Source organism: Streptomyces sp. NPDC107562 (assembly GCF_055657325.1).
In genome coordinates this window covers 662,066-677,215 of record NZ_JBVKBE010000001.1, presented here as the reverse complement: position 1 = coordinate 677,215, position 15,150 = coordinate 662,066, and the positions used below count along the sequence as shown (strand labels likewise).

Annotated in this window: 14 protein-coding genes and 1 pseudogene; 7 read left to right on the top strand and 8 right to left on the bottom strand. The window is 71.2% G+C overall.

Annotated elements, in window-relative coordinates; genetic code table 11:
- Nucleotides 1-19: 19 nt before the first annotated feature.
- Nucleotides 20-1,138, bottom strand: coding sequence for an NAD(P)/FAD-dependent oxidoreductase (locus tag ACZ7LV_RS03055; RefSeq protein ID WP_471935097.1), 1,119 nt, complete (start codon nucleotides 1,136-1,138; stop codon nucleotides 20-22).
- Nucleotides 1,139-1,337: 199 nt separating this feature from the next.
- On the opposite strand from ACZ7LV_RS03055, the gene ACZ7LV_RS03050 reads away from it, so the two are divergent.
- A complete protein-coding gene (locus tag ACZ7LV_RS03050) occupies nucleotides 1,338-2,129 on the top strand; it encodes an MIP/aquaporin family protein (protein WP_471935095.1) in 792 nt (263 codons plus the stop codon).
- An 8-nt stretch (nucleotides 2,130-2,137) separates the two neighbouring features.
- Nucleotides 2,138-3,181: an SLAC1 family transporter gene (locus tag ACZ7LV_RS03045; RefSeq protein WP_471935093.1), complete on the top strand. Its 1,044-nt coding sequence runs from the start codon at nucleotides 2,138-2,140 to the stop codon at nucleotides 3,179-3,181.
- Between the two features lie 60 nt (nucleotides 3,182-3,241).
- Here ACZ7LV_RS03045 and ACZ7LV_RS03040 read toward each other — a convergent pair whose 3' ends face one another.
- Nucleotides 3,242-4,420 (bottom strand): alpha/beta fold hydrolase, encoded by a 1,179-nt coding sequence (locus ACZ7LV_RS03040; RefSeq protein ID WP_471935091.1) that lies wholly within the window; start codon nucleotides 4,418-4,420, stop codon nucleotides 3,242-3,244.
- Between the two features lie 189 nt (nucleotides 4,421-4,609).
- On the opposite strand from ACZ7LV_RS03040, the gene ACZ7LV_RS03035 reads away from it, so the two are divergent.
- A complete protein-coding gene (locus ACZ7LV_RS03035) occupies nucleotides 4,610-5,116 on the top strand; it encodes a MarR family winged helix-turn-helix transcriptional regulator (RefSeq protein WP_471935089.1) in 507 nt (168 codons plus the stop codon).
- 44 nt (nucleotides 5,117-5,160) lie between these two features.
- On the opposite strand, the gene ACZ7LV_RS03030 is transcribed toward ACZ7LV_RS03035, so the two are convergent.
- Nucleotides 5,161-5,718: a TetR/AcrR family transcriptional regulator gene (locus ACZ7LV_RS03030; RefSeq protein ID WP_471936081.1), complete on the bottom strand. Its 558-nt coding sequence runs from the start codon at nucleotides 5,716-5,718 to the stop codon at nucleotides 5,161-5,163.
- A 409-nt stretch (nucleotides 5,719-6,127) separates the two neighbouring features.
- Here ACZ7LV_RS03030 and ACZ7LV_RS03025 point away from each other — a divergent pair, with 409 nt between their 5' ends.
- Nucleotides 6,128-7,936, top strand: a complete 1,809-nt coding sequence (locus ACZ7LV_RS03025) for an RICIN domain-containing protein (RefSeq protein WP_471936079.1) — start codon at nucleotides 6,128-6,130, stop codon at nucleotides 7,934-7,936.
- A 211-nt stretch (nucleotides 7,937-8,147) separates the two neighbouring features.
- Here ACZ7LV_RS03025 and ACZ7LV_RS03020 read toward each other — a convergent pair.
- The 4 genes and pseudogenes from ACZ7LV_RS03020 to ACZ7LV_RS03005 all read right to left on the bottom strand — a co-directional run.
- Nucleotides 8,148-8,345: pseudogene (locus ACZ7LV_RS03020) on the bottom strand (ferredoxin); the annotation flags it as partial.
- 177 nt (nucleotides 8,346-8,522) lie between these two features.
- On the bottom strand, nucleotides 8,523-9,755 hold the full coding sequence (locus ACZ7LV_RS03015; RefSeq protein ID WP_471935087.1) for a PP2C family protein-serine/threonine phosphatase: 1,233 nt from the start codon (nucleotides 9,753-9,755) through the stop codon (nucleotides 8,523-8,525).
- 116 nt (nucleotides 9,756-9,871) lie between these two features.
- A complete protein-coding gene (locus tag ACZ7LV_RS03010) occupies nucleotides 9,872-10,138 on the bottom strand; it encodes a DUF3253 domain-containing protein (protein WP_471935086.1) in 267 nt (88 codons plus the stop codon).
- Nucleotides 10,139-10,220: 82 nt separating this feature from the next.
- On the bottom strand, nucleotides 10,221-12,035 hold the full coding sequence (locus ACZ7LV_RS03005; protein WP_471935084.1) for an ABC transporter ATP-binding protein: 1,815 nt from the start codon (nucleotides 12,033-12,035) through the stop codon (nucleotides 10,221-10,223).
- Between the two features lie 275 nt (nucleotides 12,036-12,310).
- Between ACZ7LV_RS03005 and ACZ7LV_RS03000 the strand changes: the two genes are divergently transcribed.
- The 3 genes from ACZ7LV_RS03000 to ACZ7LV_RS02990 all read left to right on the top strand — a co-directional run bounded on the left by ACZ7LV_RS03000 (nucleotide 12,311) and on the right by ACZ7LV_RS02990 (nucleotide 14,114).
- A complete protein-coding gene (locus ACZ7LV_RS03000; RefSeq protein WP_401667955.1) occupies nucleotides 12,311-12,481 on the top strand; it encodes a hypothetical protein in 171 nt (56 codons plus the stop codon).
- Nucleotides 12,482-12,768: 287 nt separating this feature from the next.
- Complete coding sequence (gene sigK / locus ACZ7LV_RS02995) at nucleotides 12,769-13,380, top strand: ECF RNA polymerase sigma factor SigK (RefSeq protein ID WP_471935082.1); 612 nt, start codon at nucleotides 12,769-12,771, stop codon at nucleotides 13,378-13,380.
- Nucleotides 13,377-14,114, top strand: coding sequence for an anti-sigma factor (locus ACZ7LV_RS02990; protein ID WP_471935080.1), 738 nt, complete (start codon nucleotides 13,377-13,379; stop codon nucleotides 14,112-14,114). The genes sigK and ACZ7LV_RS02990 overlap by 4 nt, the downstream gene beginning before the upstream one ends.
- 4 nt (nucleotides 14,115-14,118) lie before the next feature.
- Here the strand turns inward: ACZ7LV_RS02990 and sbnA are convergent, their stop codons facing one another.
- A complete protein-coding gene (gene sbnA / locus ACZ7LV_RS02985) occupies nucleotides 14,119-15,135 on the bottom strand; it encodes a 2,3-diaminopropionate biosynthesis protein SbnA (protein WP_471935079.1) in 1,017 nt (338 codons plus the stop codon).
- Nucleotides 15,136-15,150 lie beyond the last annotated feature (15 nt).

Here is a 15,150-nt window from a genome sequence, read left to right as displayed (position 1 = left end):
CCTGCCCGCAGGACACGTCCTAGGCGGATCGCCGGGCCTTGCGTGCACCCGACACCAGTTGGCGGGTGGTGAACCGGCAGGCGATCTCCTTGACGCCGGAGCCGGGCCGCCCGCTGATGGACAGCGCGTTCACCTTGTCGTTCGGGTAGGAGAACTGGGTGACGCCCTCGTTCCGGCCGAGGCTCAGGCACTGCCCGGCGAACAACAGCCGGACGGGAGCGGGAGTCTTCCCCGCGATCCGGCGCAGGATCGTGGTGGCGGCCCCCGGACCCAGCTGGACGGCGGCCTGGCAGCTCATCCTGAACGGCCGGTCCGTGATCACCGCGGCGTCGCCTGCGGCCACGATGCGCGGGTCGTCCACGCTGGTCAGCGTCGCGTCGGTGACCAGGCGGCCCTCGGTGTCGGTGCGCAGCCCGCTGCGGGCGGCGAGGTCCGGGACACGGAATCCCGCGGTCCAGATCGTCACCGCGCCGGCCACCTCGCGGCCGTCGTCGAGTCGTACGCCCTCGCTCGTCACCTCCGCCACCCTTGCTCCGGGACCTTCGAGGACGGTCACGCCCAGTCGGGCGAGCCGGCGGGCGACCGGACGGCGGACCCGGGCGTGCAGGGAGGGACCCAGCACGTCTCCGCAGACCAGGGTGACCTTGCGGCCCAGCTCCGCCAGCTCGGCGGCGGTCTCCAGTCCGGTCGGACCGGCACCCACCACGGTCACCGGGCCGGACGCGGGCGTCTCGGCCAGCGCCGAGCGCAGTCGTTGCGCTCCTTCGAGGTCCGAGATCGAGTGGGCGTACTCAGCCGCTCCGGGCACACCGGGATCGGAGGCGCCGCTGCCCACGGCGTAGACGAGGTAGTCGTAGGAGAGTGTGTCCCCGCCCGCCAGCGAGACCTGGCGCTCGGCCGTGTCGATCCGGCTCGCCGTGTCGACCACCAGGCGGACGTTGCCGCCCAGCACCTCACCGAAGCTCTCGACGGCGTCGTCGGAGCCGGTCACGAGCTGGTGCAGGCGGATCCGCTGGACGAATCGGGGACGCGGATTGACCAGCGTCACCGACACACCGTCGCGCCGGGCCAGGCTGTTGGCCGCCGTCACACCCCCGTACCCGCCGCCGACCACGACGACCTCGACGTTTCGGTTCATCTTCTCTCCTCGCGTTGTGGGCTCGGCATGGAGACACCGCCGGCGGGCCCGGTGTAACAACTCGCGGATGAGACCTGGCGCACACCGCGACGCCTGCGTGCTGTTGCGGACGTTGTGCTGTGCATTTATCGTGATTAGTAAGTGATTGTGACTGTCAGCCTTCTGAACCAAATGGCCTCAGGGCAGACCGGTAGGCAGCATGGCAAGCCATCGCAACCGGCCCGGGCTCCCGCTCCCGCGCGCCGTCGACGAACTGATCCTCACCACGACGCTGCTGTTCGCGGTGGTGACCATGGTGCGATGGCTGCGCGACCCGGACTCCCCGCTGTACGTGAGCGGCCTTCGCCCGGCACTCCTCGTGGTGGCCGCGGCCTCGGGCCTGCTCGTCGTCGCTTTGATCCTCTCGCGGCCCGGCCGGCGCAGCGGGGGCCACATGAATCCGGCGGTCACGGTGGCACTGTGGCTCATGGACGTGTTCCCCGGCCGCAGTGTCCTCCCCTACGTCGCCGCGCAGATGGCCGGCTCCGTCATCGGCGTGGCGCTCGCCCGCCTGGTGTGGGGGCCCGTGACCTCGACCCCGTCGATCGGCTACGCCGCCATCAGACCCAGCCCCGGCTGGGACGCGTCGAGCGTGTTCCTCGCCGAGGCCGGCTGTTTCGTCGCCCTGACCCTGGTCATCGGCTTCCTTCTCGCCCATCCGGTCTTCGGGCGGTGGCTGCCCTACGTCGTCGGTCTGTCCATCGCCCTGATCATCGTGTGCCTGGGAACGCAGAGCGGCGGCTCGGTCAACCCGGCGCGTCATTTCGGCCCGGCCCTGTTCGCCGGGGACACGAGCCAGTTCTGGATCTATGTGTTCGCCCCGGTCCTCGGGGCCGTGCTCGGTGCCTCGGTGCACCACCTGCTGATGCGCCGGTTCGATACGCATCAGCCCCTCACCTACAAGCTCTGCGGCACCCCGCAACACCCCGAGCACCAGGACGAGTCGGCATGAGAGACGCCATGGAAGACACCCAGAGCCCTCAGGGCCCCCAGCGCTCGACCGGCAGGCAGGCCGGCGGCCCGCCCAGGCCCGTCCCGCTCAACTTCTTCGGAATGCCCTTCGGCCTGGTCGGCCTGGCGAGTGCCTGGCTGACCGCCGCCCAGTACCAGCGCGTGCCGCGCTCCGTGGGAGAGGCGCTGCTCGTGCTGGCGGCCCTGGTCTGGCTCCTGGTGACCGTGGCCTACCTGGAACGCGCGGCGCGGCTGCGCTCCCTGGCGCGGGACCTCACCGATCCGGTGGGCGGGCCTTTCGCCGCCCTGTGCGTGATCGTGCCGATGGTGATCGCCGCGTACGGCCTGTTCCCCGTCGAACCGGTGGCCGGCCGGGTGGTGGTCGACGTGTTCCTCGCCCTCACCGTGCTGCTCGGTGCCTGGTTCACGGGTCAGTGGATCTACGGACGGCTCGACGTCGAGCGTTTCCACCCCGGCTACTTCCTGCCCACGGTCGCGGGCGGACTGCTGGCCGCGGCGTCGGCGGCCGCCGTGGGGCAGCACCGGCTGGGCGTCATGATGTTCGGCCTGGGCGCGATCTGCTGGCTCATTCTGGGGTCGGTGATCATGACCCGGTTGCTGTTGCGCCCGATGCTGCCGCCGCCCCTGCAGCCGACGCTGGCCATCGAGATCGCGCCCGCGGCCGTCGCCAGCCTCGCCTACTTCGCCCTCTTCACCGACTCCATCGACACCGTCGCGGCGTTCCTCGGCGGCTACGGACTGCTGATGGTGCTGACGCAGTTCAAGCTGCTGCCAGCGTACGTGAAGCTGCCCTTCATGCCCAGCACCTGGGCGTTCACGTTCAGCTGGGCCGCGGCAGCCGCCGTGGGGATCCACTGGACCGAGCGCCTGCGGCCGCCTGGAGCGGGCGCGTACACCTATGTGCTGCTGGGCCTCATCAGCGCTCTCGTGGGTGCTGTGGCCGTGCGGACCCTCATGGCCGCCGCCCGACGTCAACTCCTGCCGGCAGCACCGCCGCCGCCCGCGTCGGAGCAGCGGGCGGCCGCGGGGTGAGCCACCGGAAGGGCCCTGGAGCCGCGGGGCCCTTCCGGTGGCTCACATGGGCCGCTTTGCTCACTCACCCGGCTCGGCCCGCTGAAGCCGATCGGTCAGCCAGGCCCGGGTGACGCGCCATGCGTGGCCGTCCGGCTCGACCACACCGAAATGATCGGCTCCGGGCGAGTCGACGAGCTCGACGTCCGCGCCCCTGGCCGTGGCCGCGTCCGCGTACGTCCGGGCGTACGCGGGCGGAATGACCTCGTCGGCCGTGCCGTGCACGACGAGCACCGGGACGCCGCCGTCGGCGAGCAGGACGGGCGAGGCGACCGCGTACCGCTCCTCGTACCGCGCGAAGCTCCCTCCGAGCAGCAGCCGGGTGATGCCGTCCCCCACGCGGGCGGCGACCGCCGGCCACAGCTCGGGGGCGGAGGGCGGCGGCGAACCGTGCGGAGGCTCGGCGTCGAGGTCCGCCAGTACGCTGCCGAGCCCCACCTTGTCGGCGTCGACCAGGTCGAGCACCCCGGCCAGCGACACGACGCCGATCGGCTCGATCCCGGGCAGCGCGCCGGGAACGCCCTCCGGCAGAGCGGCGCGGTGGGCGACCCAGGTGGCGAGATGCCCGCCCGCCGAGTGCCCGACGACCAGCACACGGCGGGTGTCGATCGCGGGATCGAGATCGGCGACGGCGTCCACGGCCGCCGCGACGTCGTCGAAGGTGCCCGGCCACCCCCCACCGGGTTCGCCCACCCTGCGGTACTCGATGTTCCAGACGGCGAATCCGAGCGAGAGGAGGTCCTGCGCGAGCGGGACGGTCTGCCGGTGATCGAACATCGCCGTCCACCATCCGCCGTGGATCAGCACCACGACGGGGAAGGGCCCGTCTCCCTCGGGGAGGTACAACTCGCCGACCTGGGAGGGCTCCGTGCCGTAGGCGATGGTGCGCACGGCCCGGGGACCGTCGGCCGCGTCGTCGTAGCGCACCCCGCTGCGTACGTCGACCAGTTCGTCGATCGTGGCGAAGAAGGCCGCGATCTCGGGGAGGTTGGCGCCCTTCGCGCGCGAGGCGTCGAAGGCTTCGGCGTCCGCCCACTCGACCAGGTCCAGCCAGGTGTTCTCGGCGACGCGGACCAGGCGCGCCGCGATGAACCCCCGCCGGTCCGCGCGGAACGCGGAGAGCATCGCGGGCCGTGCCGCCAGCATCTCCGACGTTCTGTCCGGAGCGACGACGAAGGTCGTCATTTCGATCACGGACATCTTCTGCTCCTCAGCACCTTGGTCATCTTCTTGATAGTCACTTATCTTTACTATCGAGCATAGGCCCGGAAGGGTGCAGCGGCAACCTGGGCTGTCGGCCCACTGGCCGGTATCGTCAGCATGAGTGACTATTCATGTAGGTGAAGGAGTTCACGGCTCGGCGGCCCGCTCCGAAGGGGGAGACGCGACATGCGGCGCAGTGAACGCAAGGTGACGGACCCGGACATCGGGATCATGAGCGCGCGACTGCTCTTCTCCGTCCAGAAGGAACTCTTCCAGGAACTCGCCGAGCAGGGGCACCCCCGGCTGCGTCCCCAGCACGGCGCCGTCATGGGATTCATCGACGAGGAGGGCAGCAGGGCCACCGAACTCTCACGATTGTCGGGAACCCACAAGCAGGTGATCGGGAACCTGATCGACGAACTGGAAGCCCTCGACTACGTGGAACGGCATCCCGACCCCAAGGACCGGCGCGCCAAGCTGATCATGCCCACCGCGCTCGGACGCGATCAGATGCGCAAGTCGGACGCCATCATCGCCGCCATCGAGCGGCGGCACGCCGAGGTGATCGGCGAGCAGGAGTACGAGAACTTCAAGACCGTCTTCCGCAAGATCACGGCCCTGCAGCGCAAGCAGTTCGACGAGGCGCCCACCCGGCGGGAACAGCCGTCCGAGGCCGCCGACGAGCCGGCCTGAGACACCCCGCGCGTGCCGTCGCAGCCCCTCGGCCGCCGCCCGCGCTACGGCGCGAGCCGCCGGTCCGCGGCATCCGACGTCAGCCCGGCCAGCAGTGAGGTGACCACCAGGTCGGTCGACGCCGCCATGTCGACGGAGTCGGGGTCGAGCAGCCACTGGACCTGGAGTCCGTCCATGACGGCGATGATCGCGTTGGCCGCCGCCCCCACGCGCCGGGCGTCGGCCTCCTCCAGCCCGCAGGCCTCGGTCAGCGCCTCGGCGACGAAGGCCCGCAGGCCGCTGTAGCGGTCGCGGAAGTAGGACTGTGCGGGATGGGCGTCGGTCACGGACTCGGCCGACAGGACGGCGTACAGCCGGACGATCCCCTCGCGCTCGGCGTTGCGCCGCGCGGTGTCGACGAGGTGGCGCAGGAACTCCAGCCCTTGGGGACGCCGGGTCCCCAGCTGCGCGATGTCGCGCTGGTCGCGCAGTTCGAGGACGCTGGTGAGCAGCAGCGCCTTGGAACGGAAGTAGTGCAGGACGCCGGCCTGGGTCAGTCCCGCCCGCTCGGCGATCTCCGCCAGGGAGGCGTTGTTGTAGCCGCGGGCGGCGAAGGTGTCCATGGCGATCTGCAGGATGTCCTGCTGCCGCTGCCGGGCCTCGGGGCTGCGCGGAACACGCGGGGCCGTCCTGCCTCTGCGTGGTGGCCCGTCCATCGGTTGGTCGCTCACAACCCGACAGCCTACGGCCGGTCCCGTCACGCCGACGTTGATCTTCCCCCGGACCGTAAAGATGTGACCCAGACCACTTACTAACCACTTAGTAGGTGTGCTTTCATGCCCACGCAGCGCCCTCCGTCCCCGGCCGGCCCGAGTTGCCTCCCCGCATGCCCTCTCGAGCCGGCCGGAGCTCCCGCGTCTCACCGAGCCGAAGGAGAACCACTCCGTGTTGCACAGCCCAGGAATCCGCCCCCCGAGAGCCAGGACCGCGGCCCTCGCCCTGACCCTCGGACTGGTCACGGCCGGCCTCGGCATGACCGCCACCAGCCCCGCTCGGGCCGCCGACCCCGTCGCGCAGGTGTGGGTCACCACCCCCGACGGAGCGAAGAAGCTCACCGCCGAGGGCAGCGTCCCCTTCACCAGCGCCCCCCAGCCGATCGACATCCGCGTCGACCCCGGCAACCGCGGCCAGCGGTTCACCGGCGCGGGGGCCTCCGTCACGGGCGCGTCGGCCCGTCTCGTCCAGGGCCTGCCGCAGGCCCAGCGCACGCAGCTGATGCAGTCGCTGTTCTCCACGACGGGGGACGGCATCGGGCTCAACTACCTGCGCCAGCCGCTCGGGAGCACCGACTTCGACGCCACCGCCGCCCACTACTCCTACGAGGACTCCCCCGGCCAGTTCTCCATCGCCCGGGACCGCGCCGAGATCATCCCCGTCCTCAAGCAGGCCACCGCCGTCAACCCGTCGATCCGGTTCATGGGGTCGCCCTGGTCCCCGCCCGCGTGGATGAAGACCGGCAACTCGCTCAACGGCGGCAGCCTCCGGCCGGAGAGCTACGGGGCGTACGCCGACTACCTGGTCAAGGCCGTCAACGCCTACCGGCAGGAGGGGATCGTCCTCACCGACCTCACGGTGCAGAACGAACCCGAGTTCGCTACCAGTTACCCGTCGATGTCGATGACACCGGCTCAGCAGGCCGACTTCCTGAAGGTCCTCGACCCCAAGCTGACGGCGGCCGGACTGCCGACGAACATCCTTGCCTACGACCACAACTGGGACCACCCCAACTATCCCCTCGACGTCTTCTCCCGCACGGCCGGCATGAGCCGAGTGATCGGCGCCGCCTTCCACTGCTACGGGGGACAGGTCTCCGCCCAGCAGCAGATCGTCAACGCGGGCAAGCGCGTCTTCTTCACCGAGTGCTCCGGCACCGACAGCGCCAACGCCGCCGCCACCTTCGGTGACACCCTGCGCTGGCACGCCGAGAACCTCGTCGTGCAGAACTTCCGCAACGGCGGTGAGACCGTCCTCACCTGGAACCTCGCCCTGGACCAGAACGGCGGCCCGCACCAGGGCCACTGCACCAACCGGTGCAACGGGGTGGTGGAGATCGCGGGCGGCACCGTGACCCGCAACGCCGAGTACTACGTGCTCGGGCACGTCAGCAAGTTCGTCAAGCCCGGCGCGGTCCGCATCGGGTCCAGCAGTCAGGGAGGGGGCGGCGTACAGAACGTCACCTTCGAGAACCCGGACGGCTCCCGCGCCGCCTATGTGGTCAACACCGCGGGCAGCGCACAGCGTTTCTCCCTCACCGACGGCGGCAGGTCGCTCGCCTACACCCTGCCGGCCGGAGCCGTCGCCACCTTCGTGTGGAACGGCACCAGCGGTGAGCCGACCGGCCCGATCGACCCCGCCGCCTGGTACCAGGTCGTGAACGCGGGCAGCCGCGCCTGTCTGGACGCCGCGGACTGGGGCACCGCCAACGGCACCGCGCTGCAGCAGTGGACCTGCTCGGCCGGCGCCAACCAGGGCTGGCAGTTCCGTCCGACCAGTGACGGCCACTACCAGGTCGTCAACCGCCACAACACCCGGGTGTGGGACGTCGACGGCGGTCCGGGCGCGACCGCCGACGGCGCCAAGGTGCACCTGTGGGAGTACGTCGGAGCCACGAATCAGCAGTGGCGGCCCGAAGCCACCGGGGCGACCGGCCAGTACCGTTTCGTCGCCCGCCACAGCGGCAAGTGCCTGACGGTCGACAACGCCTCCACCGCGAACGGCGCCCGGCTGTCCCAGCAGCCCTGCTCCGGGTCCGCCGCCCAGGCGTTCACGCTGACCGGCTGAGCCACTGTCGCCGCACCCACGCGGGGCCCGGCACGCCGGGCCCCGTTCTCCGTGAGGAGATGCCCCGAGCGGGCGCGCCGGCCAGGCGCACGCTCAGGCGTCGAGACCCTCGATCGCGACACGGAGGTGCCGGGGGCCCCGCAGGACGGCGTTCTCGCGGTAGGGCGGTGGATCCTCCAGGAGGCGGAAGCCGGGCCTCGACCACCTTCGTCGGCTCGTCGGAGTAGTCGACGAGGATGGCCTGCACCGGGCAGGCGGCCGCGGCCACTTCCACCCGCTCCCGCAGCCCCTCGTCGAAGCGAGGGGAGAACAACAGCGCCTCTTCGCCGTGGAGTGCGAAAACGTCAGGGGCGAGAAAGACGCACTGGGCGTATCCCTGACACCGGTTGAGATCGACGACAAGCCTCATCTGGAACCCGCTCCCTGCGCGGGCCGTGATTGCCGCGGTCCGCGCCGTCCGCGCTCGGTCCATCGGTTCGGCGGGCATGCCTCTGATTCAGGATCGACCCCTGCGCGCACAGGTCGCAAGGCGAGCGCGCGTGCCCGTCGGGGGCAGGGGTACGACGTCGGCGCCGGGCGTCTCTGCTCACAGCCGGATGACGACGAGGGCGATGTCGTCGCGGGCTCCGCTGGTGACGCGGAGGCGGTCCAGCAAGGCGTCCGCGAGCTCACCGGGGGGCAGCGTGCTGTCCTTGGCGAGGGCCGAGGTCAGGCGGGCCAGGCTGGCGTCGATGTCCTCGTCGTGGCGTTCGATCAGTCCGTCGGTGTAGAGCACGAGGGTGTCGCCCGGGGTGTAGGACAGACCGGCCTGGGGGCGCGGAACATGGTAGGGGCGGGCACCCAGCGGCGGGTCGGTGGCCTGGTCCAGCAACTCCCAGGTGCCGCCCGGGTGGAGCAGGACCGGGGGCAGGTGACCGGCGTTGCTGTAGATGATCAGTCGGCTGCGGGTGTCCACGAGGACCTTGACCGCGGTCGCGGCGGTCGCGCCTTCCAGGGAGCGGGCGTACAGGCCGAGGACCTCCAGGGCCTGGGCGGGGCTCGGGATGGCCCGGATGGCGGCGCTCAGGGCGCTGCGGAGCATGCCCATCACGGCCGCGGCCTGGAGCCCGTGGCCGACGACGTCGCCGACCGCGGCGGCGTACCGGTCGGGGGGCAGGTCCACGACGTCGTACCAGTCGCCGCACACGTTGAGGGACGTCGTCGCCGGCAGGTACCGGACGGCCATGTTGGTGTGCCGGTCCAGGTCGGGGGCCTGGAGCATGGCCTCCTGCAGGGCGACGGCCACCTGCCGTTCGCGTGCGTGGGCCTGGCGCAGTTCCTGGTTCAGTCGGTGCAGTTGCTGGGCCCGCACGTACAGCTCGGCCGCCAGGCCCCTCTCCCGTTCGGTGGACTCCTCCGCGAGCTGTCGCGCCAGGCGTGACCGGATGAAGGCGGTGACGTCCTCGGACCGCTGCACGATCCACGCCACCCGGCCGTCGGGGCCCGGCACGGGCGTGTGGATGTCGGACCACCACCGCTCCTCGAACCCGCCGGTCCGGCCGGGCACCAGAAGGTCGTACCGCTGCAGCACCAGCGTGTCCGCGACACCGGTCTCCTTGACCCGGAGCAGGGACGCCATCAGGCACTGCGTGTCGTCCGGGGCGGCGGGGTTGGCCGGCAGGGCGTCGAAGAAGTACCTGCCGATCAGCTCTTCCCCGGCCCGCCCGGTGGCCTGTGTGTACGCCCGGTTCACGTAACGGATCACCAGGTCCGTGTCCAGGATCAGATACGGGCTCGGTGTGGCGTCGAAGAAGGCCGTGAAATCGATGTCCGCCGGCATGGCGCTGCCTGCCTCCCAGCCTGGAGGGGCCGTCTCCCGCACCTCCCAATCTACGAGCGAAACGCCCCCCGGGCGCTCCGGGGCATGGGGAAGGCCGGGAGGGGGCGGCGGGGGGGTCAGTGGGCGCGGCGGATGCGGATCGGGCCGTGGGCCGTGGCCGGGTCGACCGGGCGGCCGGACCGGGTGATCTCGACCTTGCCCGCCGCGACCAGGCGGCCGGCCGCGCGGCGGGCCGGCTCCATGAGTGCGCGCCAGCCGTCGTCGTCCCCGTCGTACACCGCCCGCGCCGCGTCGGAGGGGCAGATCGTCGAGGTCGGGGCGCGCCGGTCCAGCAGGTCCAGGATGGCCCGTTCCAGGCGTCGGTCCGTCTGCCGGTCGCTCACTCCGCCAGTGTCGCACCCGCGACGCGGCGCCGGGACGGTGGTCGCCGACGCCGCGGTGCGGGTGGGTCCGGTGGGCCGGGGGTCAGGGCAGCCCGGCCGGCGCGGGGCTGTCGTCGAGGAAACCTCCCGACTGGTGCTGCCACAGCTTGGCGTAGACACCGCCCCTGGTGAGCAGGGCGTCGTGCGTGCCCTGCTCGACGACGCGCCCCTGGTCGAGGACGACGAGCCGGTCCATGCCGGCGACCGTGCTCAGCCGGTGCGCCACCACGAGTGCCGTACGCCCTTCCATGAGTCGCCACAGCGCCTCCTGGACGAGGATCTCGCTCTCCGAGTCCAGGGCGCTGGTCGCCTCGTCCAGAAGCAGGATCGGCGCGTCACGCAGGATCGCCCGGGCGAGCGCCACCCGCTGGCGCTGACCGCCCGACAGCTTGATCCCGCGCTCCCCCACCATGGTGTCGAAGCCGTTCGGCAGGGCGTCGGCGAACTCCGTGACATGCGCCGCCTCGGCCGCGCGACGGATCTCGGCGTCGCCCGCGTCCGGCCGGGCGAAGGCGATGTTGTCCCGCAGCGTGCGGTGGAACATCGCCGGGTCCTGCGGCACATAGGCGATCAGACCGCGCAGGTCGGCCTGGCGCACTCTGCTGATGTCCTGACCGCCGATCAGGATCCGTCCGCCGTCGATGTCCGTCATCCGCAGCAGCAGCCGGGTGAGCGTGGTCTTGCCGCCGCCGGACCGCCCCACGAGGCCCACCCGCGCGCCGCTGGGCACGTCCAGGTCGAGGCCGTCGAACAGGGGCCGACCGCCGCCGTGGGCGAAGGTCACCTTCTCGAAGCGGACGTCGGCCTCCCCCCGCGGCAGCGGTTCCGGCACGGGCGGATCGAGCACCGTCGGTGGCGTCAGCAGCAGTTCGGTGAACTGGGCTGCCTCCGTCATCGAGCTCTCCAGCCTGCGGTAGATCTGGTTGAACTCGAACATGATCCGGGTCGCGTTGGAGTAGTAGGTGAACGCGACCACGATCGCCTCCACGCCGTGTGTGCCTCCGGCGAGCACGACGGCGAGCAGCAGTCCGAGCGCGTTGGTCAGCACCGACATCGGCGCGACGAAGGTGTCGATGCGCAGGTTGCCGTAGTCCCATGACCGCAGGGTGAGCCGTCTGGAGGCGGCGACCCGCGTGCGGTGCTCGGCCGCTTCGCGTTCCTCGGCGGCGAACGCCCGTACCGTGTCCATGTTCATCAGGCTGTCGGCGACGTGCCCCGACACCCGGGCGATCGCCTCCTCGCGCTGGTCGACGAGCGCCTGGCGGCGCCGGATGAGCGGCACCACGCACACCGCGGTCAGCGCGATCATCGCCAACAGCCCGACGACGAGCAGCGGTTCGTAGCGCCACAGCACCACCGCCCCGAACGCCAGCGGCAGGAAGCTGCCCACGATCTGGAACGTCAGCGTGTCGACGAACTGCTCGAACCGCGAGGCGAAGCTCAGCACCCGCTTGGTGAGCGACCCGGCGAAGTTGTCGTGGAAGAACGCGGCGTCCTTCGCGAACAACTCGTCCATGCCGATCACGTACAGGTGCTCGATGCCGAGGGCGTCGAGGCGGTTCAGACAGTGCAGCGCGACGCGCCACAGCGCCTCCGCGAGCAGCAGCACACCGACGAATCCCAGGACGTACGGCAGTGCGGTGGCGACGGTGAGGTCCTTGTCCCCCGCGATGGCGCCGACCAGCTTGGCGACGATCAGCGGTGCGACGTAATTGATGCCGATGTTGCCGAGGGCCGTCAGCACCATCGCGGGTGCGGTCAGCCACCGTAAGCGGGTCAACTCCCGTCCGTAGTAACGAAGTGCGAGAAGCACCGAGCGCTTGCCCGGCAGCACCCTGCGCGTTTCGGGCGTTCCCATCCCACCTCCCTCGGTCGTCGTGGGTCGCGCCCACGACGGTTACGTTCAGTCACCTTTCGAGTACGGCAGTGTCCCGCGACGACGCGCCTGACGTCCAAGCGTTTTCCGGCCTGGAACTGCGAAGAAGCCACCGACGAGCAAATCGCACGGAGCGCTTCCCACTACCCTGAGTAACATGATCAACTTCTGCCTCGGACGTACCGCCTCAACTCCCGGGCGCCCGTTCACTCGTCGCCCTTTTCGCCGTCAACTCCCCCTCGACCTCAAGGACATCGATGTCATTCCCGAGTGATGCCCTGCAACAGGCCCGCGCCGATTACGAGCACCACATGCAGGCCTGCCGGCAGTGCCGTGCCGACACGGCGCCGTGCGCCGTCGCCAAGCACCTGCTGCGCCTGTACAACAACGCCCGCCGAAGCGCCGCCCGCCCGGGCAACGACCGCTGACCGCCCCTCGCGCCCCGCCCTCCGTGCCGGATGTGGCCCGGACAGGGCCGGGGCGCGACGCACCGCCTTCCCGTGCACCGGCCCCCGACGCACGGCATCGGCGAGATCCGCGGGCGCCGCGGCTCCGAACAACCTGTGAGGGCTTCGTCGGCCCTCACCTCGATCGATCTACCGGCGTGCTCCCCGTTGCCTCCTGCAGAAAGGTGAAGTTTGTCAGGCGGACGGGCCTGCACGAGGTGCGCTTCCCCTCGGGAGGAGCCACTGTCGAGCAGAGCTGAGGGGCGGCCATGAAGCGTGGAAAAGACGCGGGCGCGGAACGCGGCGCGCCGTCGCGGCGACCCCGGTCGTCGGACGACACCCGGGTGGACGAGCTGCTGACGCGCGCTGCCCACGGTGACGAACAGGCCTTCGCCGGGGTGTACGACGCCCTGGCGGCCCCGGTGATGGGGCTGGTCTGGCGAGTGCTGAGGAACGAGGCGCTGGCGGAGGAGGTGACCCAGGACGTGATGGTGGAGGTATGGCGTACCGCCGACCACTTCCGCGCGGAACGGGGCCCCGCCCGCGCCTGGGTGCTCACCGTCGCCCACCGCAGAGCGGTCGACCGCGTACGGTCCGTCTCCGCCGGCAAGGCCCGGGAGCTGCGCACGGCCGTCCTGGAGCAGGAGCGGCCCTTCGACGCCGTGGCCGAGGAGGTCGAGGTGCGCGAGGACCACCGTGTCGTCTTCCGCTGTCTGACCGGCCTGGCCGCGCACCTGCGGCTGCCCCTGGTACTGGCCTACTACGAAGGGCTCACCTACACGGAGGTCGCCGACTGCCTCTCCACACCGGTCGGAACGATCAAGTCGCGGATGCGTCAGGGGCTCCAGCGCCTGCGCGAGTGTCTGGAGGGCCGGTCATGAGACACCCCGAGGACCCCTGCGCGGACGTCGGCGCGTACGCGCTGCACGCCCTGCCCCCCGACGAGGAAGCGGCCTTCGAGAGCCACCTGGCCACCTGCGCCGCGTGCCGGCGCGAGGCCGACGAGGCGTCGCTGACCCTCGCCCGGCTGGGTGCCGTCGAGGCCCGTGAGCCCTCCGCCGACCTGCGCAGGCGGGTCCTGGAACGGATCTCGACGGAGGGGCGGGAGCGGTCCGTCGCGCCGCGTCAGGAGCGCCTCGGTCAGCGGGGGCTGCTGCTGGCGCTGGCCGCGTCCGTGGCGGCGGCCGCGGGGGTGGGGGGGATCGCCTGGTGGCAGCACTCGGAGGCCGACGACACCCGTGAACAGGTCGCCGAGGCCCATGCCGACACCCAGGCGCTCGTCGGCCTCCTGTCCGCCACCGACGTCAAGATGAGCACGGCGCGGCTGCCGGACAGCGCCACGGCGAGCGTGATCGCCTCCCGCGCCCAGGACCGGACCGCGTTCATCGCCTCGGGCCTGCCGCCCCTGCGCGAGGGACAGGTCTACCAGCTCTGGTACGAGCGGGCGTGGCAGTACCGCCCCGCCGGGCTGCTGCACTCCGCGGGCGGGCGTCAGGCCCAGGTCCTCGCCGGGCCCCTGAACGGCGCCACCGCCGTCTGCGTGACCGTGGAACCCGCCGGGGGCGCGGCGCAGCCGACCACCACTCCGCTCGCCAGGATTCCGGTGCTCAGCTGAGAGGTCAGAGGATCCAGCCCTGGGCCGCGCTCGGCTCGCGGGCCGCGAGGTCGGGGCGCGGCGGTTCGCTCGCGTCGACCTCCTCGCCGAAGACACTCCGTACCCAGGTGGGCCGGTAGACCGTGTCGAGGTACCGCTCGCCGAGGTCCGGCGCGATCGCGACCGGGGTGAGGCCGGGGGTCGCGTGTCGCTCCAGCCAGGACATCGCTCCGCTGACCACCGTGCCGGTCGATCCGCCGAAGAGGAAGCCCCGCTTCGCCATGCCCCGGCAGGCCCGGATGGTGTCGGCCTCCTCGACGCGCACGATCTCGTCGACGTACGACTCGTCCAGCAGCGGCGGCCGGACGCTCATGCCGAGTCCCGGGATCATGCGACGGCCCGGGGGGTCGCCGAAGATGGCGGAGCCGACGCTGTCCACGGCGACGATGCGTACCCGCCGGTGCCAGGACCTGAACCAGCGTGCGCACCCCATCAGGGTGCCGGTGGTGCCGACACCGATGAAGAGCACGTCCAGCTCCGGGAAGAAGCGGGCGATGGCGGGGGCGGTCGTCAAGTAGTGCGCCCGCCAGTTGCCGGGGTTGGTGTACTGGCTCAGCCAGACGTACCGGTCGTCCGCGGCACACATGGCGCGCAGGTAGGCCAGGCGCGCCCCCAGGAGGCCGCCGCTGCCCTGTTCGTGGGAGATGACGTGCACCTGGCTGCCGAGCGCTTCCATCATCTGCCGGGTGGCGAGGTTGCAGCGGGAGTCCGTCACGCAGACGAAGCTGTAGCCCTTGCAGGCGGCGATCATGCTCAGCGCCACGCCGAGGTTGCCGGACGAGGACTCGACGAGGATCGAGTCCTTCGTCAGGACACCGCTCCGCTCGGCGGACTCCACCATCTCGTTGGCGGCCTTCAGCTTGATCGAACCGGCGAAGTTGAACCCCTCGCACTTGAGGAACAGTCGGTGTCCGAGCGTCGACTCCAGGTCGACGTACAGGTCCTCCTCGTTGAAGGCCTGGGGAACGGATATGACTGGCACGATGGCCTCCTCGTC